23 protein-coding genes are annotated in these 21,371 nt (G+C 50.9%); 19 read left to right on the top strand and 4 right to left on the bottom strand.

Annotated elements, in window-relative coordinates; all coding sequences use genetic code 11:
* Positions 1–73 precede the first annotated feature (73 nt).
* The 8 genes from dxs to AC0YNW_RS14720 all read left to right on the top strand — a co-directional run bounded on the left by dxs (position 74) and on the right by AC0YNW_RS14720 (position 9,515).
* A complete protein-coding gene (dxs, locus tag AC0YNW_RS14755) occupies positions 74–1,972 on the top strand; it encodes a 1-deoxy-D-xylulose-5-phosphate synthase (RefSeq protein ID WP_475832599.1) in 1,899 nt (632 codons plus the stop codon).
* A 19-nt stretch (positions 1,973–1,991) separates the two neighbouring features.
* Positions 1,992–2,822 carry a TlyA family RNA methyltransferase gene (locus AC0YNW_RS14750; protein ID WP_475832598.1) on the top strand — a complete coding sequence of 277 codons (831 nt, stop codon included), beginning with the start codon at positions 1,992–1,994 and terminating at the stop codon, positions 2,820–2,822.
* Between the two features lie 143 nt (positions 2,823–2,965).
* On the top strand, positions 2,966–3,430 hold the full coding sequence (locus AC0YNW_RS14745) for a hypothetical protein (protein WP_387473951.1): 465 nt from the start codon (positions 2,966–2,968) through the stop codon (positions 3,428–3,430).
* A 22-nt stretch (positions 3,431–3,452) separates the two neighbouring features.
* Complete coding sequence (gene ahrC / locus AC0YNW_RS14740; RefSeq protein WP_387473949.1) at positions 3,453–3,905, top strand: transcriptional regulator AhrC/ArgR; 453 nt, start codon at positions 3,453–3,455, stop codon at positions 3,903–3,905.
* 33 nt (positions 3,906–3,938) lie between these two features.
* Positions 3,939–5,648 carry a DNA repair protein RecN gene (recN, locus tag AC0YNW_RS14735; protein ID WP_475832597.1) on the top strand — a complete coding sequence of 570 codons (1,710 nt, stop codon included), beginning with the start codon at positions 3,939–3,941 and terminating at the stop codon, positions 5,646–5,648.
* A 123-nt stretch (positions 5,649–5,771) separates the two neighbouring features.
* Positions 5,772–7,100, top strand: a complete 1,329-nt coding sequence (spoIVB, locus tag AC0YNW_RS14730; RefSeq protein ID WP_475832596.1) for a SpoIVB peptidase — start codon at positions 5,772–5,774, stop codon at positions 7,098–7,100.
* 250 nt (positions 7,101–7,350) lie between these two features.
* Positions 7,351–8,163: a sporulation transcription factor Spo0A gene (gene spo0A, locus AC0YNW_RS14725; RefSeq protein ID WP_387473941.1), complete on the top strand. Its 813-nt coding sequence runs from the start codon at positions 7,351–7,353 to the stop codon at positions 8,161–8,163.
* Between the two features lie 365 nt (positions 8,164–8,528).
* Positions 8,529–9,515, top strand: a complete 987-nt coding sequence (locus AC0YNW_RS14720; protein WP_387473938.1) for a GGDEF domain-containing protein — start codon at positions 8,529–8,531, stop codon at positions 9,513–9,515.
* Positions 9,516–9,532: 17 nt separating this feature from the next.
* On the opposite strand, the gene AC0YNW_RS14715 is transcribed toward AC0YNW_RS14720, so the two are convergent.
* Both AC0YNW_RS14715 and AC0YNW_RS14710 read right to left on the bottom strand, forming a co-directional pair.
* Positions 9,533–9,697, bottom strand: a complete 165-nt coding sequence (locus tag AC0YNW_RS14715; protein ID WP_387473935.1) for a hypothetical protein — start codon at positions 9,695–9,697, stop codon at positions 9,533–9,535.
* Between the two features lie 138 nt (positions 9,698–9,835).
* Complete coding sequence (locus AC0YNW_RS14710; protein WP_387473932.1) at positions 9,836–10,129, bottom strand: DUF2627 domain-containing protein; 294 nt, start codon at positions 10,127–10,129, stop codon at positions 9,836–9,838.
* 215 nt (positions 10,130–10,344) lie between these two features.
* Here AC0YNW_RS14710 and lpdA point away from each other — a divergent pair, with 215 nt between their 5' ends.
* The 5 genes from lpdA (at position 10,345) to lipB (ending at position 15,987) form a co-directional block, all read left to right on the top strand.
* Complete coding sequence (gene lpdA, locus AC0YNW_RS14705) at positions 10,345–11,772, top strand: dihydrolipoyl dehydrogenase (protein ID WP_475832595.1); 1,428 nt, start codon at positions 10,345–10,347, stop codon at positions 11,770–11,772.
* 99 nt (positions 11,773–11,871) lie between these two features.
* Positions 11,872–12,906, top strand: coding sequence for a thiamine pyrophosphate-dependent dehydrogenase E1 component subunit alpha (locus tag AC0YNW_RS14700; RefSeq protein WP_475832594.1), 1,035 nt, complete (start codon positions 11,872–11,874; stop codon positions 12,904–12,906).
* Positions 12,906–13,889 carry an alpha-ketoacid dehydrogenase subunit beta gene (locus AC0YNW_RS14695; RefSeq protein ID WP_387473926.1) on the top strand — a complete coding sequence of 328 codons (984 nt, stop codon included), beginning with the start codon at positions 12,906–12,908 and terminating at the stop codon, positions 13,887–13,889. The genes AC0YNW_RS14700 and AC0YNW_RS14695 overlap by 1 nt, the downstream gene beginning before the upstream one ends.
* 44 nt (positions 13,890–13,933) lie before the next feature.
* Positions 13,934–15,253, top strand: a complete 1,320-nt coding sequence (locus AC0YNW_RS14690; protein WP_475832593.1) for a dihydrolipoamide acetyltransferase family protein — start codon at positions 13,934–13,936, stop codon at positions 15,251–15,253.
* 17 nt (positions 15,254–15,270) lie between these two features.
* Positions 15,271–15,987 (top strand): lipoyl(octanoyl) transferase LipB, encoded by a 717-nt coding sequence (gene lipB, locus AC0YNW_RS14685; protein WP_475832592.1) that lies wholly within the window; start codon positions 15,271–15,273, stop codon positions 15,985–15,987.
* Here the strand turns inward: lipB and prli42 are convergent.
* Positions 15,973–16,074, bottom strand: coding sequence for a stressosome-associated protein Prli42 (prli42, locus tag AC0YNW_RS14680; RefSeq protein ID WP_165867512.1), 102 nt, complete (start codon positions 16,072–16,074; stop codon positions 15,973–15,975). The genes lipB and prli42 overlap by 15 nt on opposite strands.
* Positions 16,075–16,159: 85 nt before the next feature.
* Here prli42 and AC0YNW_RS14675 point away from each other — a divergent pair, with 85 nt between their 5' ends.
* The gene (locus AC0YNW_RS14675; RefSeq protein ID WP_475832591.1) at positions 16,160–17,296 is read left to right on the top strand and encodes a M20/M25/M40 family metallo-hydrolase; all 1,137 of its coding nucleotides are present in this window, start codon (positions 16,160–16,162) and stop codon (positions 17,294–17,296) included.
* A gap of 24 nt (positions 17,297–17,320) precedes the next feature.
* Here AC0YNW_RS14675 and mciZ read toward each other — a convergent pair whose 3' ends face one another.
* Positions 17,321–17,488, bottom strand: coding sequence for a Z-ring formation inhibitor MciZ (mciZ, locus tag AC0YNW_RS14670; protein WP_387473914.1), 168 nt, complete (start codon positions 17,486–17,488; stop codon positions 17,321–17,323).
* 98 nt (positions 17,489–17,586) lie between these two features.
* Here mciZ and AC0YNW_RS14665 point away from each other — a divergent pair, with 98 nt between their 5' ends.
* From AC0YNW_RS14665 to AC0YNW_RS14645, 5 genes are all read left to right on the top strand, one after another.
* Positions 17,587–18,150: an NUDIX domain-containing protein gene (locus AC0YNW_RS14665; RefSeq protein ID WP_387473911.1), complete on the top strand. Its 564-nt coding sequence runs from the start codon at positions 17,587–17,589 to the stop codon at positions 18,148–18,150.
* Positions 18,151–18,261: 111 nt separating this feature from the next.
* Positions 18,262–18,879 (top strand): stage II sporulation protein M, encoded by a 618-nt coding sequence (gene spoIIM, locus AC0YNW_RS14660; protein WP_475832590.1) that lies wholly within the window; start codon positions 18,262–18,264, stop codon positions 18,877–18,879.
* Positions 18,880–19,194: 315 nt separating this feature from the next.
* Entirely contained in the window at positions 19,195–19,656 is a 462-nt protein-coding gene (gene fur, locus AC0YNW_RS14655; RefSeq protein ID WP_387473907.1) for a ferric iron uptake transcriptional regulator, read from the top strand.
* A 162-nt stretch (positions 19,657–19,818) separates the two neighbouring features.
* A complete protein-coding gene (gene ald, locus AC0YNW_RS14650) occupies positions 19,819–20,961 on the top strand; it encodes an alanine dehydrogenase (protein ID WP_475832589.1) in 1,143 nt (380 codons plus the stop codon).
* A 97-nt stretch (positions 20,962–21,058) separates the two neighbouring features.
* Positions 21,059–21,292 carry a DUF4227 family protein gene (locus AC0YNW_RS14645; protein WP_475832588.1) on the top strand — a complete coding sequence of 78 codons (234 nt, stop codon included), beginning with the start codon at positions 21,059–21,061 and terminating at the stop codon, positions 21,290–21,292.
* Positions 21,293–21,371: the final 79 nt, after the last annotated feature.

The raw sequence follows: 21,371 nt of genomic DNA, 5'->3' as shown, positions 1-21,371 counted from the left end.
TATGTTATAATAAGTAAAATGTAGACGTTCATAGGACGGCTTAACTGCTGTTTTCGAAAGCGAGGAAAGCAACGTGCTGCTGGATCATATTAACGGACCTCAAGATTTGAAGGCTTTGACAGTTGCTCAATTGGAACAGCTTGCCGAGGAAATCAGGCAATTTCTAATTGAGAAGCTTTCCGTTACCGGAGGTCACCTGGCGCCGAATCTGGGTGTCGTAGAGCTGACTCTGGCTATGCATTATTTATTCAATAGTCCAGATGATAAATTCATATTCGACGTCGGGCACCAGTCTTACGTTCACAAGATTATTACCGGCCGTAAGGATCAATTCGACACGCTCCGCAAGTACAAGGGGCTTTGCGGCTTTGTCAAGCGCTCGGAGAGCGAGCATGACGTATGGGAAGCCGGACATAGCAGCACTTCGTTGTCTGCGGCGATGGGCATGGCGCTTGGCCGTGACCTGAGAGGCGGTACCAATCGTGTAGTAGCAGTCATCGGCGACGGCGCATTGACGGGCGGAATGGCGCTTGAGGCGCTTAACCATATCGGTCATGAGAAACGCAATATGATGGTTATTTTGAATGACAATGAAATGTCCATCGCTCCTAACGTAGGCGCGCTTCATCATTATTTGGGCAAAATCCGTACCGACCGTCATTATCAGAAGGCCAAGGATGAGCTTCAAATGCTGCTGAACAAAATACCGGCGATAGGCGGCAAGCTGGCGAAGACAGCCGAGCGATTCAAGGATAGCTTGAAGTATTTGCTCGTCAGCGGTATTTTGTTCGAGCAATTCGGTCTGACTTATCTGGGACCGGTGGACGGCCATGATCTTCATGGGCTCATGGAGATTATGAAGCAAGCGGATTCCATGCCTGGACCGGTGCTTGTCCATGTGCTGACGGTTAAAGGCAAGGGCTATAAGCCGGCTGAGGCGGATTCGCACAAGTGGCATGGCGCTTCGCCGTACAAGATTGAATCCGGCCAGATGGTGAAAGCTGTTGGTCCTCCGATGTATACCAAGGTGTTCGGCGATATGCTGATCCAGCTTGCGAGCGAGGATGAGCGGGTCGTAGCCATTACACCTGCGATGCCGGGCGGCTCTGGTCTGATGGAGTTCGCAGAGAAATTCCCGAAACGGATGATTGATGTAGGCATCGCGGAGCAGCATGCAGCGACATTATCCGCCGCAATGGCTATGGAAGGCTTAAAGCCTGTGTATGCTGTCTACTCGACGTTCCTGCAGCGTGCGTATGACCAGGTGGTTCATGATATTTGCCGCCAAAACCTGAATGTTGTCTTTGCGATTGACCGCGCAGGCTTTGTAGGAGCGGACGGAGAGACTCATCATGGTGTGTACGATATCGCTTTCCTGCGTCATGTGCCTAATTTGGTCATTATGATGCCGAAGGATGAGAACGAGCTTAGACGGATGATGAAGACGGCCATTCTGTATGAAGAAGGGCCAATCGCAATCCGGTATCCGCGCATTAGCGGCATCGGAGTTCCGCTTGATGCGGATCCGGCGCCGATTCCGATCGGAACCTGGGAGTCGCTGCGTGAAGGCGACGCATTCGAGATTTTGGCGCTTGGCCCTATGATCGAGGTAGCGGAGCAAGCTGCAGAACTGCTGAAGCGCGAAGGGATTAACGCAGGCGTTGTCAATGCCAGATTCATTAAGCCTCTCGATGAGCGCATGCTGCTGTCCTTCGCAGAATCCGGCAAGCGTCTGCTTGTTCTGGAGGAAGGCTCTCAGCAAGGTGGCTTTGGAAGCTCCGTGCTGGAGTTCTATTCGTTGCACGGTATCTACGACGTTCCGGTCAAAATTATCGGTATTCCGGATATTTTCGTTGAACACGGCTCCATCCAACAACAGCGCGAGGAAGTCGGACTTACAGCCGAGCATGTCGCAGCAGAGCTGCGTTCCATGCTTCCGCGCAGAATTAAACGGGTAACCGGACAGACTTAAGGGTTAACTAGGGAGAGTTATGACGAACACTGGGAAAGAACGAATAGATGTCTTGCTTGTTGAGCGGGGCTTTTATGACAGCAGAGAGAAAGCTAAGAAAGCACTTATGGCGGGGCTGGTTCTTGTGGACAATGAGCCCGTCGATAAGAGCGGCATGAAGGTTCCGAGGATGGCTGACATTAAGGTAAAGGGAGCAATCCATCCTTATGTCAGCCGCGGCGGGCTAAAGCTGGAGAAGGCGATACGCTGCTTTCAATTGGACATGAAGGATCGAGTCATGCTCGACATTGGTGCTTCCACAGGCGGATTCACCGATTGCGCGTTGCAGCACGGCGCTTCCTATGTGTATGCCATTGATGTGGGGACTAATCAACTGGACTGGTCGCTTAGAAGCCATGAGCAGGTCAAGGTGATGGAGAAGACGAACTTCCGCTATTTGCAGCCGGAACAGCTTGAAGGTCCTTCTCCTACCTTCGCGAGCATTGATGTATCCTTTATATCGTTGAAGCTGATTTTGCCGACGCTTGCGACATTGATCTCGGAGGGAGCAGGTATTGTTGCCCTAATCAAGCCGCAATTCGAAGCTGGCCGGGAGAAGGTGGGCAAATCTGGCGTTGTACGGGACGCCGGCGTTCATCTGGATGTATTGGAGACGGTGCTTGGTCATGCCGCTTCCATCGGGTACAAGCTGCAGGACTTGACGTTCTCCCCGATAACGGGGGGAGAAGGCAACATCGAGTTTTTGGCGTACTGGATTTGGAGCGGTGTACCGGATGGCGAGGCTCCGGATACGGACAGGCTAAGAAGTATTGTCAAAGAAGCGAACGATACCTTCAAGATCAACAAATAAATAACATGCAGCCAGGAAGGATGCCGATCAGTTGTCAACTGCTTGGGCATCTTTTTGCTTTACAGGAATGCCTGTTATTTGATACACTAATACAAACAAACGTTCGCTTAATGGATACCGATGCAAAGAGGTGTATGGCGACGATGGACAAGTATGGCGATTGGCTGATTATGGCTATAGCGGGAGTGCTGGTAGCGATCTGGCTATACGGGGCATTCTACCGCTGGCTGCACGCTCCGGCTACCATGAATAAGGTCAAGCTTGGCAAAGGCGGGGCAATTGCTGATGATGACGAGCATGTGCAGCTTCTGGAGCGGAACGGCTACCGGGTTGTATCCGGCAAGCATGTGATCCCGATTCCAGTGGAGCTGGATGATGCGCCGCTTGGAAAGGGAACAAGAATCTACATCGATTATATTGCGGAGTCGGATCATCTGACTTATATCGTGAAGACGGCCCGTGAGCGCATGCCGATGGATTGGACAGCGAGCGGACTTAGAGACAGACTGCTGATCTATGCACTGCTGCTGCCCGATTGCGCAGGCGTGCTGTATGTGGATCCCAAAGAAAACGTAATACGAAAAGTTGCATTCGATATAGCCGACTAACATTGACGGAGGATGCTTACATATGAAGAGTATGCGGCAATTCAAAATCAGGGAAATTATTACGAGTGGAGAAATTGAGACGCAAGAAGAGCTTGTAGAAGCGCTACGGACATCCGGCATGCAGGTTACGCAAGCGACTGTGTCCAGAGATATAAAGGAATTGATGCTGGTTAAGGTGCCGCTGAGCGAGGGTCGGTACAAATATTCGATGCCGATGGAGCAGCAGCGCCAGAATCCGGTGCATAAGCTGAAGCGGGCTATGCTGGATCACTTTACGCACATCGATTATACAGACAATTTGGTGGTGTTGAAGTGCCTGCCGGGAACAGCGAACGCAATTGGCGGCTTGATTGACAATATGGAATGGCCTGAAGTCATGGGCACGATCTGCGGTGATGACACGATCTTGATTATTTGCCGCACCAAGGAACAAAGCGCATCTATTGTGGAACAGCTGCTTGCTGTTATGAACTAACAAGGAAGAAACCATACAGGGAGGATATCAACCATGCTGCGTGAGTTATCGATTAAGAATTTGGCTGTAATTGAAGAGGTTCATGTTGCTTTTCATCATGGATTCCATGTGCTGACAGGCGAGACGGGCGCCGGAAAGTCTATTCTGATTGATGCGCTCAGCCTGATTGTGGGCGGACGGGGCTCTGCAGATATGGTGAGATACGGCTGCGACAAGGCAGAGATGGAAGCCATGTTCGATCTTTCCCCGCAGCACCCTGTGTGGAAGCAATTACAGCAACTGGGCGTACAATACGATCCGCAAGAGATGCTGGTTATCCGCAGGGAGCTGTCATCCCATGGGAAAAGCAGCAGCCGGGTCAATGGACAATTGGTGACTATTACGATGCTTCGGGACATTGGTGAGCATCTCGTCAATATTCACGGTCAGCATGAGCATCAGTCCTTGCTTCGTACGGACAAGCATCTGGAATGGCTTGATTTGTTCGGCGGGGACCTCCTCCTTGACCGTAAAGCTCAATATGGAACGGTATATCGCGAATTAGTGGGTGTCCGTCATGCATTGCGTGAAGTAGAGGATCATTCGCGGCAAAATGTGCAAATGCTAGATTTGTACCGATTCCAGATCGAAGAAATTTCCAGCGCGAACTTAAAGCCTTCCGAGGATGAGACCTTGGAGGAAGATCGCCGCAAGCTGCAGTATGCTGAGAAACGAATGGATGCCGTATCCGAAGCATATTCGCTCGTCTATGGAGGCAAGGGACTAGATGTGCTTAGCCGGGCTATTACGAAGCTAAGCGATATTCAAAGCTATGATCAGGCCGTTCTCAATCCGTTGATTGAGCAGCTTCAATCGGCTTTTTACCAGGCGGAGGACGCAGCATTCCAGCTTAGGGATTATCGGGACGGTATTGAATCCGATCCTGAAGCGCTTGCGATGATTGAGGATCGGCTGGATATGATTAACGGATTAAAACGCAAATACGGTGAGACTATACCTGATATATTGGCTTATCTGAAGCAAACGATTATTGAGCGCGACAAAATTGAAAATCGTGATGAATTGCTTGAGGAACTAAAGAAACAAGAGCAAGTACTTGTTACCCAAGCGGTCAAGCTTGCCAAAGAACTGTCTCAATTGCGACAACATGCAGCGGAGAGACTCTCCTATGCGATTGAGGGGGAGTTGAAACAGCTTCAAATGCCTGCGGCGAAATTCCAGGTGAAATTGGATCGTTCAGCTGATGGTGTTGAAGAGAATCGGGTGAAGCTGAACGCCACAGGGATGGATGAAGCGGTCTTCATGCTGACGACGAACCCGGGGGAGCCGTTAAAGCCTCTGAACAAGATTGCTTCAGGCGGCGAGATGTCGCGTATCATGCTGGCGCTTAAGAGCATCTTTGCTGAGATTGACCAAATTCCAACGCTTGTATTTGACGAGGTCGATACCGGCGTAAGCGGACGTGCGGCGCAAGCGATCGCTGAGAAGATGTCTGCACTCGCGGCAAAATGCCAAGTGTTCTCGATTACCCACTTGCCGCAAGTGGCTTGCATGTCGGATCACCATTACGAGATACGCAAGCAAATTCAGCATAATCGCACCTCCACATCGGTGGCGGAGCTGCTTCATCAAGAGCGTATCGGCGAGCTGGCGCGTATGCTGGGCGGCGTGGAAGTTACGGAAAAAACAAGACATCATGCACAGGAAATGCTTGATTTGGCTCACACTTTGAAGGGGGCGTAAAGGAAGGGTTTCAGGGAATGTTTTTGCGGACATAAAAGCTGGGGTGCAGGGTAACTTAAAGGTACGCCAATGGCGACATAACCTTTATCGTCATGCGATGGAATGACAGGGAGCGTGAAATCATTGAACTCCAATCCTCGGAAACGATGGTTTGGGTTGATCCTCGTGTCCTTCGTCTGCCTGATCGGTTTCTCCACCCCGTTTCAACAATTCGCCGCATTTCCGAATGAACTTCGTTTATTCTCTGGCCAAATGAAACGACTGCAAGTTGGAGTTCCCGTTCATGCGGAGGTCACGGTCGATCCCCAGATGCTTCAAGTTAACGGCATGTCCAGACATTCTACATCCGTTAAGTTAAGCGAGCCGCTATCACTGCAACCTAGCCAAAGCGGTCAGACCAACATGAAGGTGAAATTATTTGGTAAAATTCCTTTCAAAACGATTAAAGTTCATGTAGTGCCTGATCTTCGCGTTATACCCGGCGGACAGACAATTGGTGTGAAAGTCAAATCGGCCGGTATTCTCGTCGTAGGCCATCATCAAGTGTTGGACCGCAATGGGGCGAAGCAGTCTCCGGGTGAAGCCGCCGGATTGAAGCTGGGCGATTTGATCATGAGCATTAACGGAACGCCTGTGAACGAAGTCCACAAAGTGGGTATGCTATGTGAGCGGTACGGCGCCCTGAAGCAACCGCTTGAGGTAACGTACAAGCGCGGAGGACAGCTTAATCGTACGAAGCTGAGTCCCGTCTATGATGAAGACGATAAAGCATGGCGCTTGGGGCTGTATATACGCGATTCTGCTGCGGGCGTAGGCACCCTCACCTTTTATGCTCCTGATCAAGGCGTATATGGAGCGCTGGGACATGTTATAACGGATATGGACACTCAAACACCGATTGAAGTTGGAGAAGGACAAATCCTGCAGTCCAGCGTAACATCCATCAATAAGAGCCAGACTGGCGAGCCCGGCGAGAAGAGAGCACATTTTGTGAAGGAAAGCAGGGTTCTAGGCAATATCGAACGCAATACGCCATTCGGCATATTCGGCAAGATGAATGAAGCTCCTACCCACAGCTACAGCGGCAAGGCATTGCCAGTCGCATTCGCTGAAGATGTCAAGGAAGGACCTGCTCAAATTTTGACTGTAGTCAACGGACAGAAAGTGGAGAGGTTCAACATCGAAATCATGCATGTATCCAAGCAAGCCGGTCCGGCAACCAAAGGGATGGTCATCAAGATTACGGACAAACGTCTTCTGAGTAAGACAGGCGGAATCGTGCAAGGGATGTCGGGCAGTCCCATTATTCAAGACGGGAAGCTGGTCGGTGCAGTAACACATGTATTCGTTAATGATCCGTCATCCGGATACGGATGTTTCATTGAGTGGATGCTGCAAGACGCAGGCGTTCTGATGAAGTCTTCAGGAAGCTTTGACGATAAATCGGCTTAATGTGATAAAACGTCTTCTGCGAATGGAAGTTCGCGGAAGACGTTTCTTCTTATCCCAATTCGACAAGTATGTGTCGAAGGATCCCGAAATTGTTCGTTTCATGCAATAAATTATTAATTATATCGAACTCTAATAAAAAAATAAAGAAAAAAGATTTTCGACAGAAGGAATTCCATTCTGGATGTCGAAAACTTAAACTCAGACAGCGAATGGACCAACACATAAATATCATTTAAGGGAGGATTAGACTTTGCATAAGATCGAAGTATTGTTAGCAGATGACAACAGGGAGTTCACCAACTTGTTATCGGAATACATATCCGAACAAAGTGATATGCATGTAAGTGGCGTCGCGTATAATGGAGAAGAGGTTATTCGTCACCTGGAGCAATCCAGGAACGTGCCGGATATTCTTATTCTTGATATTATAATGCCGCACTTGGATGGCTTAGGTGTACTTGAACGATTGAGAGAAATGAATTTATCCCCCATGCCGAAAATCATTATGCTGACAGCGTTCGGCCAAGAAAACATCACGCAAAAGGCCGTTCAATTAGGCGCTTCTTACTACATACTGAAGCCGTTTGATATGGATATCCTTGCAAACCGTATTCGCCAACTGGTTAGCAATACAGCATTCTCGACTTCTGCTAACTACAGCACTGGATCTTCTACGATCAAGTCGAATGTTGTGCCGCTTGGCAAAGGCAAAAACCTGGATGCGAACATTACGAGCATTATTCATGAAATCGGCGTACCTGCACACATTAAAGGATATCAATATTTGCGTGAGGCCATTACGATGGTATACAACAATATTGAAATTCTGGGCGCCATTACGAAAACGCTATATCCGGCTATCGCCGAAAAATTCAAAACAACGCCTTCCCGCGTTGAACGCGCAATCCGCCATGCGATCGAAGTGGCCTGGACACGCGGCAACATTGACTCCATTAGTCACCTGTTTGGCTACACGATCAACATCAGCAAGTCGAAACCAACAAATAGCGAATTCATCGCGATGGTTGCCGACAAGCTGAGAATTGAGCATAAGGTTTCGTGAAAGAATGAAGATTGAGTAATGTTTCATTACTCATGAACACCGAATAAGAAAAAAAGCCACTTATGGATTGGTTGCTCTTAACCAATGCAGAAGTGGCTTTTTTTTGTGCTAAAGTCTCTACATTGTTGTATGTAACTTATGGGATGAATCTATCATTTTAGACCGGAAATCCGATTGCGCTACCTTTTTAGGAATCTGTGCTATAATCGTACAGATATCTCATACGCAGAAAGGTGAAGGCAGATTTGACACTGGTAGATACCATCGAAGACCTCGTAGCTAACTTAGCCATTGTGACGGCCTATCTCTTCTTTACAAACCAGCTAATATTGAAAAAAGTTGAATTGGGGGAGAAACTCTCTTCCATGATGATATGGAAGGTTGGCGTTGCGGCTGGACTGCTCGGTATTCTCTTGATGAGCTTCACGGTTCATATGAATGGTACGCTGCTGGATTTCCGTCAGCTGGCCATCATTATTGCCGCCATGTATGGAGGCGTCTATTCTTCATTGGTTGCAGCCATTATGATTCTGGCTATGCGGCTGTTCGCTTTCGGCGAGGTCACCATATCCACAGTGATTGCGGCAAGCAATACGATTCTCATTGCACTCACAGTGGGTGCAATATGTTATCAAGCTTATTCATACCGAAAAAAGTGGCTGTATTCCATCCTGATATGCAATTTGTATACGGCTCTCGTCTTTATGATAAATGTCGGAGAGCAATCCGTTATCCCGATTGTGTCCTATGTCGTGATGATGTCCATTGGCGGCTTGCTGACCGCTTATCTGGTCGATTTCCTCAATAAAGCGAATGTGCAATTCAAACGGAACGAAAAGGAAGCAACCGTAGACTTTTTGACAGGACTCAGCAACAATCGTAGCTTCGACGCCAAATTTCAGTCCTTGCTTCATACTGCAGCGGCCAAGGGCGAATGTCTCTCAATTGCGCTGATTGATATTGATTTTTTCAAGAAGGTTAACGATACGTATGGCCATGTGAATGGTGATGTGGTGTTGAAACAAATGGGCTTTATATTAAAGGAAACTGCAAGGGCGTTTGATACAGTATCCCGCAATGGCGGGGAGGAGTTTTCCGTGATACTGTATGATACACCGCATGAGCATGCGCTTGGCATTGCGGAGAAGATGCGTCAGGCTGTGAACAAGCATTCATTTGAGCTGACGGACGGGACAAGCCTTCATGTATCGGTATCCATCGGAGTTGCAACCTTCCCGTATACGAACAGGGAGCAATTGATGGAGCAAGCAGACGAAGCGCTGTACAAGGCAAAAGCAAATGGGAGAAATCAGGTATGTTCCAACCAAAAGGTCCTTGTGCTCAGCCCATAAAAAAATCGCAGATTGAATTAATATTCAAATCTGCGATTTAAGTAGACGTTGCGTCCGTATTTGGAAATCAGATTAGCTGCTTCCGCTTTTACGAAAGCTCGGATGTCTTGCAGTTTCTGCTTATTCGGGCGCAATGTCTCTTGCTTCTTGCCATCTACCAGGACGTCGAATACGATGTTCAAGTGGGTTCACCTCGCTTTCTTGCTCGATGTACCCATTGTATGCTCCTATCGTTACGAATGAATCAATGGAGCTCTGTAAAAATGTAAAGATTGGACGCGATCGTCATCGCATTGTAAAATAAAGAAGCGCCATCGACGCTAAGCCTGTGGCTTGGGCGGACGAGGGCGCTTCTGTTTGAATCGAGGAGCTACATAATTGCGTTTGCGGTCGCGGAAGAAGATCCAACCGCCGATAAAGCCTGCTCCGGCTGCGAACATGACGAGGCCGAGCAGAAAGGTAAGCCAATCGAAGCTTGGTGTAACAGCTTCGTTACCGAAATCGGAGAAGTAGAAAAACAGCGAATCCTTCATCTTCAGAAATCCGAAACAGGCCAGAATGCCGGGAATAACCAGCATAATAACAGCAATAAAGCGTACAAGAACTAATTTCATACGATCGATATCTCCTTGCTTATGTACGGTCGTGAATTTATGGTTGTATCTATCATACCTTTTTCTGCGCACGGTGTCTATTTTACTGCAAGTCAGTGAAATGAACGGAAAAAAGGGGTACAATGGTACTGCGGAACTACCAGACATCGCCTGCTTATCATGAATACTAGAGTGGGGCAGGCATATAATAGAACGACATTAATGGAGGGACAGGAATGGCGATAACAGTAGATGTTGCCGTACTGGGAGGCGGACCAGGCGGATATACAGCGGCGATACGTGCCGCGCAAGCCGGCAAGAAAGTAGCCATCATCGAGATGGACAAGCTGGGCGGCACTTGTTTACATAAGGGATGCATTCCAAGCAAATCGTTGCTGAGGAGCGCAGAGGTATACCGGACGTTGCTGGGATCGGAGCAGTATGGCATCGATGTAGCCGAAGGAGCGGTATCGCTTGACTTCGGGAAGGTGCAGACTCGTAAATCGGCAACAGTCGACCAGCTATTTCGCGGCCTGCAAGGGCTTATGAAAAAGCATGGGATTGAGATCCTTCGCGGCAAAGGACGAGTGATCGGCCCATCGATTTTCTCTCCGAAGAGCGGTTCGCTTGCTGTCGAGCTGGCGGATGGAGAGATGGAGTCTGTAGTCTCGACCAACCTCATTATTGCGACGGGCTCCCGTCCTCGTTCTCTACCAGGTTTGACGCCTGACGGCGACCGTATTCTGACAAGCGACGATGCCTTGCAGCTGGATGCGCTGCCGGAGTCGATTCTAATCGTTGGTGGCGGCGTAATCGGCGTCGAATGGGCGTCCATGCTGCAGGACTTTGGCGTAAGCGTGACGCTTGTAGAAGCTGGCGCAAGACTGCTGCCGGGCGAAGACGCGGAAGTGTCGGGGGAGCTTACAAGGGCGCTGCGCCGCCGTGGCGTGCGCGTCTTAACCAGCGTTCAGCTGGATACATCCAGTTTCGCAGCGGAAGATGGAGGCATCTCTATTAAAGCATCGACTCATGATGGCGATGTTGAGTTGACGGCGAATAAGCTGCTCCTTTCCGTAGGCCGTATCGCGAATGTTGAAGGAATCGGACTTGAGAATACCGATATCCGGACGAAAGACGGCTTTATCGAGGTGAATGAATTCGGCCAGACGACAGAGCCGCATATCTATGCCATTGGCGATGTGATCGGAGGCGTGCAGTTAGCGCATGCAGCATCCCATGAAGGGCTGAATGCGATTGACCATATTTGCGGAGGGAAGCCGCATTCGTTAGCGGATCATTGGATCCCAAGATGCATCTACTCCAGTCCGGAGATTGCGTCATACGGATTGACGGAAGATGGAGCGCGCACGAGAGGGCATGAGATCAAGATCGGGAAAGTACCGTTCCAAGCGATCGGCAAAGCGATTGTGCTGGGCGAAGCAGAAGGGTTTGTGAAAGTAATCGCCGACCGCAAAACAAATGATATTCTGGGTGTCCACATGATTGGGCCGCATGCGACGGATTTGATTTCGGAAGCATCGCTGGCCGGCTGGCTGAATGCCGCGCCATGGGAAGTGGGCGCTATGGTGCATCCGCATCCGACCTTGGCGGAGGCGTTAGGGGAAGCGATGCTGGCGGTTGACGGGAAGTCAATCGCGTTTTAAGGAAGACGGATTTCTTTTTGCCCGCAAAGCGGTTATAATAAGTATGACAAGGTCTTAGTACCAGGTTATAATAGCTGGCAAACAAGGAGGAATGCCTGAATGGCCGGAATCTCTTCAGCAAGTCAAAAGGCTCGCCATTTGGAATTGGGTTTAAGCGATGAGCAAGCTATCGATATGTATACGACAATGGTTAAGGCAAGAAAATTTGATGAAAGAATGCTGCTGCTGCAGCGTGCAGGAAAAATAAACTTCCACGTATCGGGTATCGGCCAGGAGGTCGCACAGGTTGCTGCGGCATACGCGCTGGATCGCGAGGAGGATTATTTCCTGCCGTATTACCGTGATTACGGATTTGTTCTTTCGGTAGGAATGACGCTGCGCGAGCTGCTTCTGTCGGTATTCGCCAAGGCGGAAGATCCGAACAGCGGCGGTCGCCAAATGCCGGGTCACTTCGGACATAAGAAGCTGCGCATTGTGACCGGCTCCAGTCCAGTGACAACGCAAGTTCCGCATGCGGTAGGCATTGCACTGGCGGGCAAGATGAAGAAGAAATCATTCGTCAGCTTTGTGACGTTCGGCGAAGGTTCCAGCAATCAAGGGGATTTCCATGAAGGCTGCAACTTCGCGGGCGTGCATAAGCTGCCGGTTATTTTGATGTGCGAAAACAATCAATACGCTATCTCCGTCCCTGTCCACAAGCAATTGGGCGGCAAGGTGTCGGACCGGGCAATTGGCTACGGATTTCCGGGCTTCCGGGTAGATGGCAACGATGCGCTTGAAGTCTACCGCGTGGTGAAGGACGCGCGTGAGCGCGCCATTGCTGGCGAAGGTCCAACCCTCATTGAAGCGATGATGTACCGTTTGTCGCCGCATTCCACCTCGGACAATGATTTGGCTTATCGGACGAAGGAAGAAGTCGACGAGCATCGGGCGAAGGACGGCATTCCGCAGTTCAAGCAATATTTGACCGATTGCGGGATTTGGAATGAAGACCTGGAAGCCGAGATGCAAGCCGCAATACGCAAGGAACTTGACGATGCGACGGAATACGGCGACAAGGCGCTATTCCCGACGCCGGAGTCGACGCTGCTTCATGTCTATGCGAATGATGACAAGCAAGGGGGGCTGCGCTAATGGCCGTCATGGATTATATTGATGCGATCAGGCTTGCGATGAAGGAAGAGATGGAGCGCGATGAGGATGTGTTCGTGCTTGGCGAGGACGTCGGCGTGAAAGGCGGCGTCTTTACGACGACCAAAGGCTTGCACGAGCAGTTCGGCGAATTGCGCGCCATGGATACGCCTCTGGCAGAGTCGGCCATAGCCGGAGTAGCCATTGGTGCGGCGATGTATGGCATGAAGCCTATCGCAGAGATGCAGTATTCGGACTTCATGTTCCCGGCAACCAACCAAATCATAAGCGAAGCGGCCAAGATCCGTTACCGCTCCAATAACGACTGGACCTGTCCGATCGTCATCCGTGCGCCTATCGGCGGGGGCGTATTCGGCGGCTTATATCATTCGCAATGTCCGGAATCCGTGTTTTTCGGTACGCCGGGCCTCAAGATCGTTGCGCCTTACCGTCCATATGATGCGAAGGGACTGCTGAAGGCGGCCGTGCGCGACGAAGATCCGGTTATCTTCTTCGAGAACAAGAAGTGCTACAAGCTTGTGAACGGCGAAGTGCCTGAAGAGGATTATATCGTACCGATCGGAAAAGCCAATGTGCTGCGTGAAGGCGACGATATTACCGTAATCGGCTATAGCATGCCGCTGCGATTTGTGGAACAGGCAGCAGAAGAGCTGCAGCAGGAAGGCATTAGCGCCCATATCCTGGATCTGCGCACCCTGCAGCCGCTGGATAAGGAAGCCATTCTGGAAGCTGTACGCAAGACGGGCAAGGTACTGATTATTCACGAGGATAACAAAACAGGCGGTGTCGGAGCCGAAGTATCTGCGATAATCGCGGAAGAGCTGCTTTATGAGCTGGATGCGCCGATTATGCGCCTTTGCGGTCCGGACGTACCGGCTATGCCGATTAATCCTCCGGGTGAGAAGTTTTTCCTTCTGAATAAGGACAAAGTCAAAGAAGCAATGAAAAATTTGGCATTATATTAAGGATTGCGGGGCCTTTAAGGCTTGGACAGTTAGGAGCTGGTTGAATGAAAACTTTGACGGAAATTATCGTGCCGCAGCTAGCGGAATCGCTTGTGAACGCCACGATTGACAAGTGGCTGAAGCAGCCGGGAGATTGGGTGGATATCTACGAGCCTATCTGCGAGATATTAACCGATAAAGTAAATGCGGAGCTTCCTTCCACAGTGTCAGGCAAGCTGGTTAAAATATTGGTCGGCAGCGGAGAGACGGTCCCTGTCGGGACGCCGGTCTGCATCATCGAGACGGAAGCGGCGGGAGAGTCCGCCGAGCCTTCGGCACAGCAGACGGCAGCTAGTGAGCCTGCGGCAACCTCAGCAGGACAGGCAGCCATGGCGACCAATGAGGATGCGCCAATGCGCAATCGGTTCTCTCCGGCAGTGCAGCAGCTGGCAGCCGAACATGGCGTTCGTCTGAGCGACGTGAGCGGAACAGGACTCGGCGGGCGCATTACGCGCAAAGACGTGCTCGCGTATGTCGCTTCGGGCGCTCATACGTCATCGAGTCCGCAAGCGGCACCTTCCGCCGCTGCCACCATTGATCCAAAAGCACAGGTGCGTTCCTCTGGCATTCATTTGTCCGAGACGCCGCGTATACCGAAGATCGAGATCGAAAACAGCGCGCCTGGACGTGGCGAAACCTTCATTGATGTGACGCCGATCCGCAATACGATTGCCCGCAACATGAGACAGAGCGTAAGCGAGATTCCGCATGCCTGGACGATGATCGAGGTTGACGTGACGAATCTGGTCGTTCTGCGGAACAAGCTGAAGGATGAGTTCATGAAGCGCGAAGGCATTAACTTGACGTATTTGGCATTTCTATTGAAAGCCGTTGTTAATGCGATCAAGGATTATCCGATTATGAACTCCACCTGGGCTGTGGACAAAATCATCGTAAAGCGGGATATCAACATCTCTCTTGCCGTCGGTACAGAAGATTCGGTATTGACGCCAGTGATCAAAAATGCCGACCACAAAAACGTCGCTGGACTGGCGAAGGAAATCGACGAGCTTGCCCGCAAGACACGCGAAGGAAAGCTGACGCTGTCGGATATGCAGGGCGGTACGTTCACTGTTAATAATACGGGCTCGTTCGGCTCCATCTTGTCTTATCCGATTATCAACTATCCGCAAGCCGCGATCCTTACGTTCGAATCCATCGTGAAACGTCCAGTCGTCATTAATGATATGATTGCGGTGCGGTCGATGGCGAATTTGTGCTTGTCGCTTGACCACCGTATCCTGGACGGCGTTATCTGCGGCAGATTCCTGCAACGGGTGAAGGACAATCTGGAAAGCTTCACGCTCGACAGCAAACTGTATTAAGAGAAGGGGTATCCATCATGAAGGAAACAGAACTACATACTGATTCCAGACCGGTGGCTGCCGGATACATCGGAACAGTCCCCTATGCGGACGCATGGGAGCTGCAAAAGGCATATGTGAAGGAGATTGACCGGGAGGAGCGTCTGGAGACGCTGCTCCTTCTTCAGCATCTGCCTACTTATACGATGGGTTCCGACCGCCATCCCGAGCATTTGCTGCTGGATGAGGATGAGCTGAAGGAGAGGGGCATCTCGCTGTTCGAGATCGATCGCGGCGGGGATATTACATACCACGGCCCCGGTCAATTGGTCGGTTATCCGCTCCTGTATCTGGATGCGATCGGATTGGATCTTCATGCCTATTTGAGAAGCCTGGAGCAGGTCATTATCGATTGGCTCGGAAAATATGGTATAGAAGCGGGGCGTAAGCCGGAATATACAGGAGTATGGGTCAAGGATGAGAAGATTGCGGCAATCGGCGTGAAATTTAATAAAGCCCGTCGTCGGAGGGGCTTTATTACGAGCCATGGCTTTGCGCTCAATATTAAGTCAGGTATCGCTTCGGAAGGATTCACCGGTATTGTGCCATGCGGTATTCAGCAATACGGCGTAACCTCCTTTAACGATCTGACGGGATTGGATTTGACGGTGGAGGATGCGGCTGCTGAATTGCTGCCATACTTCCTGAAGCAATTTGGACTCCATTTGTCCGTGAATGCACTAACCCAGGAATAGCGAACCGACACCGGCAAATAAAGTAGTAACAACAAGCGCGGCAACGACGACGATGGCGACGATACGAATCATTTTTTGCTGACGCATAAGACAATTCTCCTTTCTGAATAAAAATAACAACAGGTTACACTATATTCTATTGTAAACGATAGAGATGGACGGAGGAAACAGGATGATTAAAAAAGATCGTTTGGTTCAAGAATTTATGGAGCTTGTACAGGTGGACAGCGAGACCAAGCATGAGGCGGAAATCAGCAAAGTGCTGAAGGAGAAGTTTTCGGCGCTAGGCTTAACTCTAACAGAGGACGATGCGGCTGCCAAAACAGGGCATGGAGCGAACAACTTGTTCGCCATGCTGGAGACCGCGAACGGCGGGGACGCGAATGCGCCTACGATTTTCTTTACAAGCCATATGGATACCGTAACACCGGGCAACGGCATTAAGCCGCAGCTGGATGCTGACGGCTATATTAGCAGTGACGGCACGACTATTCTGGGCGCAGATGATAAAGCGGGACTGGCTGCCATGTTCGAAGCGATTCGCGTATTGAAGGAGCAAGGGATTCCTCACGGCCGCATTCAATTCGTCATCACGGTAGGCGAAGAATCCGGGCTGCTGGGCGCACGCGCGCTGGACGCTTCCAAGTTGGAGGCCAAGTTCGGCTACGCGCTGGATTCCAACGGCGCAATCGGCGATATTGCCGTAGCAGCGCCTACGCAAGCGAAAGTGACGATTAAGCTGTTCGGAAAGTCGGCGCATGCTGGCGTTAACCCGGAGGATGGCATTAGCGCGATTCAGGTGGCGGCGAAAGCGATTGCCCGCATGCCGCTGGGACGTATCGATTCGGAGACGACGGCCAACATCGGTAAATTCGAGGGTGGCGGCGCAACGAACATTGTATGCGACTATGTGAAGCTGGATGCGGAAGCGAGAAGCCTTGTTCAACCGAAGCTGGACGCGCAGCTGGCGGCAATGAAGGAAGCGGTCGAAAGTGCAGCGAAGGAATACGGAGCTCGTGCCGAATTCGAAAGCGACATTATCTATCCGGCGTACCTCTATCAAGATGGGGATGCAGTGGTTGAGCTGGCGAAAAAAGCGATTGTAGCGATCGGCGCTACGCCTAAGACCTTCCATTCCGGCGGCGGCAGCGATGCCAATATCTTCAACGGCTTGGGTGTGCCAACGGTTAATTTGGCTGTGGGCTATGAATATATCCATACGACCAAAGAACAGATCAAAGTAGACGATCTGGTGAAGACGGCTGAGCTGGTTGTAGAAATTATTAAGCAAGCCGGAGCTGGCGAATAACTCAGCCCGAATCTGCGTGATTGGTCAAGGGCGACGTGAGCCTCCAAGCGTCACCTTAACGGGAGGCAGCTCCTTCGTAAACCGGGACAGAAGCACATCGTCCCCAGAAGCAGCGAGCTTCCTTAAATGATGGCGGATCTCCCAGCCCTTGCCGATCAGTCTTAATTGATTCGATGCAATATATTGTTTCATCTTCCATCGCTCCTATCGGGTAGCTTGATACTGGATAGGTATGCGTATGCGGGACAAGTTATGCCTGCCAGGCAGGCGCAGCTACAGGAGGGGTCCGGATGGATACAGGGGATAACAAGCCAATCTGGCGTGAAGAAACGATACATAGCAAGCCGATCTTCCAGGGCAGAGTCATTTCCTTGCAGGTGGATACGGTCGCTTTGCCTGACGGCAAAGAGGCCACGCGCGAGATCGTGCGGCATCCAGGCGCTTCGGCGGTCATGGGCCTGATGGACGGCAAGCTGTTGGTCGTCGATCAGTACAGGAAGCCGATGGATAAGTTCCAGATCGAGATTCCGGCGGGCAAGCTTGACGCTGGTGAAGACCCGATGGAAGCCGCAGCACGCGAGCTGGAGGAGGAAACCGGCTATCGGGCCAAGGAACTGAAGCTTGTCAGCGCCTTCTATACATCGCCGGGATTCGCAGATGAGAAGCTGTATCTCTACTTCTCAGATCAGCTGGAAGCGGGCGAGCAGCGTCTGGACGAGGATGAGGATCTGCGTGTAGAGGCGATTACGATGGAAGAAGCCGACGCTTATATAGCTGAAGGACGCATTAGCGATGCCAAGACGATATTGGCCGTCTATGCGTGGAAGCTCTACGTGAATACGGGCAAGATCTAGCCCAATAGCGTCATACGAGCCCCTTTGCTTACATAGAATGAAAAGGACAACCTCTCCATGAGCGGAGGATCGTTCGTACACATTCTGCGGTAAGCAAGGGGGCTTTGCGTCGTGAGGGCTCATTTTAATCTCTATTTGTTCGTTGCCGTTTTGTTCGCGGTAGGAGGCATATTCGGTGCGCTGCTTGTCAATGCCTTGACACTGGAGCAGCAGCAGGAGCTGGCGTCGGAAGTCGGCCATTATGTACAGAGCATGCAGATTGGTCTTGGCGCTACGGCCGAAGATATATTTTGGGAGCGGTTTTTCTTTCATTTGAAATGGCTGTTGCTTATTTGGCTGCTCGGCGTGACGGTGATCGGTATTCCGGGCATTTTGGTGCTCAACTTTTTGAAAGGCGCGCTGATCGGCTTCTCGATTGGCATTCTCGTTCAGCAGTATGAATGGAAAGGAATCTTCTTTTCTTTCGTTACATTGGCTCCGCAAAATGCTATTGCTGTCCCCGCTATGATGATTACAAGCGCAGCTTCGATCTCATTCGGCGTCTACTTGGTGAAGAACCGGCTGCTGCAGCAATCGGGAACGCTTCTGCCCCAGCTGGGCACGCTGACGTCAACCGCCATGATTATGCTGCTTCTGTTCGCAGGCGCGGCCTTGGTGGAGGCTTATATTTCACCTTCTGTGATCGGGTGGGCTGCTCCCTACCTTTCGTCTCGTAACGGCATGATTTGACATCAATTTGTTTGACTTTCTCTGCGTTTAGCCCCTATAATGAAGGGAACGTTTCCTATAAGTGCGTGTTCAAAAAGTCCGGTTTTCAGCACATGAGCTTTTGCTTCCGATGATGCGTTTTTTCAAAACGCTGCAGAAGATGGGATGAAGCTAGGAAATGAGGAGCGGAGCGAAGTGGAAGCTACGTGAGCACCGGAAGTTCCGGCTGAATGCCATATTCGATGTCGAGCAGGCGTCCTGATCTGCTTCGTGATCAAAAGTGGATTTTTTGAACAACTTCTATAAGAGGCGCGGACATGTGGTAGGGGGGAGATCATGGAAGCCCGGATTGAGAAGATCAAACAACAATTGCAGTCGCAGGGATATAAGCTGACCCCGCAACGCGAGGCTACCGTTCGCGTGCTGCTGGAGAATGAAGAAGACCATCTGAGCGCAGAAGAAGTGTTCATGCTGGTGAAGGATAAAGCCCCCGAGATCGGCCTTGCGACCGTATACCGGACGCTTGAGCTTCTGAGTGAGATGCATGTCGTGGAGAAGATGAACTTCGGAGACGGCGTGGCAAGATACGATCTTCGTACGGATAGCAATAAGCATCACCATCATCACCTGATCTGCGTGCAGTGCGGGACGATGGAGGAGATTAAGGAAGACTGGCTGCTGCCGCTGGAAGAGAGGCTGGAGCAGGAATACGGCTTCTTTGTAGTAGACCACAGACTAGACTTTCAAGGCGTATGCGTACGTTGCAGGGAGAAAAACGATCATTCAAACCCATTATAACGGCTTATGCGATCCATCCATCGGATGTAGAGAGCTGAGCCGTTTTGCCGTTCATAGGAGAGACTGGCAGAATTCCGTTTCGGCGCTGGTCGGCATACACATAATTTAAGCCAATGCTGGATAAGGTACGCTTAGTAACAATCCACTTAGGAGGCGTGGCAGATGATTATTGGAGTGCCGAAGGAAATCAAGCAAAGCGAATATCGGGTTGCTCTGACGCCTGCAGGCGTCACAATGCTGACAGCCGCTGGGCATACCGTTGTCGTGGAATCTGGAGCGGGTGGCGGAAGCGGCTTCGAGGACGAGGATTACGTCAGGGAAGGTGCGACGATGCGCGGTACTGCATCCGATGTATGGGCGGAAGCTGATATGATCATGAAGGTGAAGGAGCCGCTCCCTGCGGAATACGGGTATTTTCGAAAAGGACTGCTTTTGTTTACGTACTTGCACCTGGCTGCTGTTCCGGAGCTGGTAAAGTCGCTGGTGGATAATGGCGTTACGGGCATTGCATATGAAACGATTCAGCTTGATAACGGCAGCCTGCCGTTGCTGACGCCAATGAGCGAAGTAGCAGGACGTATGGCGGTTCAGGTCGGCGCGCAGTTTCTAGAAGCCTTCAATGGCGGCAGAGGCGTGCTGCTGGGCGGCGTGCCTGGCGTTCCTCCTGCTGAGGTTGTCGTGATCGGCGGCGGAATTGTCGGAACCAATGCCGCGAGAATGGCGCTGGGCCTTGGCGCCAATGTTGTCGTGATTGAGCGCAGCGCCGATCGGATGCGTTATATAGATGAGCTATTCGAAGGTAGAATCCGTACATTAATGTCTAGCCCGTTGCATATCGCGGAGGCGGTCAGCCACGCCGATCTCGTCATTGGCGCAGTCTTGATTCCAGGAGCCAAAGCGCCGCATCTCGTAACGGAGGCAATGGTCGAGCGGATGAAGAAAGGTGCTGTTATCGTGGACGTTGCAGTTGATCAAGGCGGTTCCATTGCCACCGTAGATCGACCGACGACCCATAAGGACCCGGTCTATGTGAAGCATGGCGTCGTGCATTATGCCGTCGCGAACATTCCCGGTGCCGTTCCCCGCACGTCAACCTTTGCGCTTACCAATGTGACGATGCCGTACGCGCTTGAGCTTGCGACGAATGGATTAGCGGCGGTAAGGAAGAGCTTGCCGCTCCAGCGCGGCGTCAATACGTATGCCGGCATGGTGACGAATGAAGCGGTAGCGGCATCGACAAGCTATGCCTATACGCCTATAATGAAGGCACTAGAAAGCATTGCATACGATTCGTTGGAGCCATAAGACTCCGGCTGGCGGATAACATAATCCAGGCAGCGGTCTCATACTGTGATAGGGACAGACTATTCACGGTTGTGTGAGGGGAAGGAGGCTGCTTGGCATGGTTTTTTCATTCCGTAGTTGGCTCAATCGGATCTGGTTTCTGCTTGTTTTCGCTTTTCTTCTGTTTTTTGCCGCCGGCGGTTACCGGTGGCTGATGGATATGGTCTCGCCCGTGCATCCCTATCAGAAGCCGAAGGGCGCTGCGATCAAGGTGTTTGTCACGGACCCGGAGTCGCCGGAAGCCGGATATGGGGCGGATCGGCTAAGATGGTTTTACTGGTACGGGGAATAATGTCTTTAATCCTCATGATATTCGATAGAAAAGAAGGATTATTTATGTCGAATGTTGAATCATGATGGAGGTCCATCCT

The sequence above is a fragment of the Paenibacillus sp. J31R120 genome (assembly GCF_056269225.1).
The sequence above is the reverse complement of the archived record's forward strand: the minus strand, read 5'-3'. Positions and strand labels throughout refer to the sequence as shown.

Bases quoted from the DNA above. Each gene is read 5' to 3' on its own strand.
- AC0YNW_RS14750 (WP_475832598.1), top strand. From the start codon at position 1,992: ATGACGAACACTGGGAAAGAACGAATAGATGTCTTGCTTGTTGAGCGG.
- AC0YNW_RS14745 (WP_387473951.1), top strand. From the start codon at position 2,966: ATGGACAAGTATGGCGATTGGCTGATTATGGCTATAGCGGGAGTGCTG.
- ahrC (WP_387473949.1), top strand. From the start codon at position 3,453: ATGAAGAGTATGCGGCAATTCAAAATCAGGGAAATTATTACGAGTGGA.
- recN (WP_475832597.1), top strand. From the start codon at position 3,939: ATGCTGCGTGAGTTATCGATTAAGAATTTGGCTGTAATTGAAGAGGTT.
- AC0YNW_RS14720 (WP_387473938.1), top strand. From the start codon at position 8,529: ATGATGATATGGAAGGTTGGCGTTGCGGCTGGACTGCTCGGTATTCTC.
- AC0YNW_RS14710 (WP_387473932.1), bottom strand. From the start codon at position 10,129: ATGAAATTAGTTCTTGTACGCTTTATTGCTGTTATTATGCTGGTTATT.
- lpdA (WP_475832595.1), top strand. From the start codon at position 10,345: ATGGCGATAACAGTAGATGTTGCCGTACTGGGAGGCGGACCAGGCGGA.
- AC0YNW_RS14700 (WP_475832594.1), top strand. From the start codon at position 11,872: ATGGCCGGAATCTCTTCAGCAAGTCAAAAGGCTCGCCATTTGGAATTG.
- AC0YNW_RS14695 (WP_387473926.1), top strand. From the start codon at position 12,906: ATGGCCGTCATGGATTATATTGATGCGATCAGGCTTGCGATGAAGGAA.
- AC0YNW_RS14690 (WP_475832593.1), top strand. From the start codon at position 13,934: ATGAAAACTTTGACGGAAATTATCGTGCCGCAGCTAGCGGAATCGCTT.
- lipB (WP_475832592.1), top strand. From the start codon at position 15,271: ATGAAGGAAACAGAACTACATACTGATTCCAGACCGGTGGCTGCCGGA.
- prli42 (WP_165867512.1), bottom strand. From the start codon at position 16,074: ATGCGTCAGCAAAAAATGATTCGTATCGTCGCCATCGTCGTCGTTGCC.
- AC0YNW_RS14675 (WP_475832591.1), top strand. From the start codon at position 16,160: ATGATTAAAAAAGATCGTTTGGTTCAAGAATTTATGGAGCTTGTACAG.
- mciZ (WP_387473914.1), bottom strand. From the start codon at position 17,488: ATGAAACAATATATTGCATCGAATCAATTAAGACTGATCGGCAAGGGC.
- AC0YNW_RS14665 (WP_387473911.1), top strand. From the start codon at position 17,587: ATGGATACAGGGGATAACAAGCCAATCTGGCGTGAAGAAACGATACAT.
- fur (WP_387473907.1), top strand. From the start codon at position 19,195: ATGGAAGCCCGGATTGAGAAGATCAAACAACAATTGCAGTCGCAGGGA.
- ald (WP_475832589.1), top strand. From the start codon at position 19,819: ATGATTATTGGAGTGCCGAAGGAAATCAAGCAAAGCGAATATCGGGTT.
- AC0YNW_RS14645 (WP_475832588.1), top strand. From the start codon at position 21,059: ATGGTTTTTTCATTCCGTAGTTGGCTCAATCGGATCTGGTTTCTGCTT.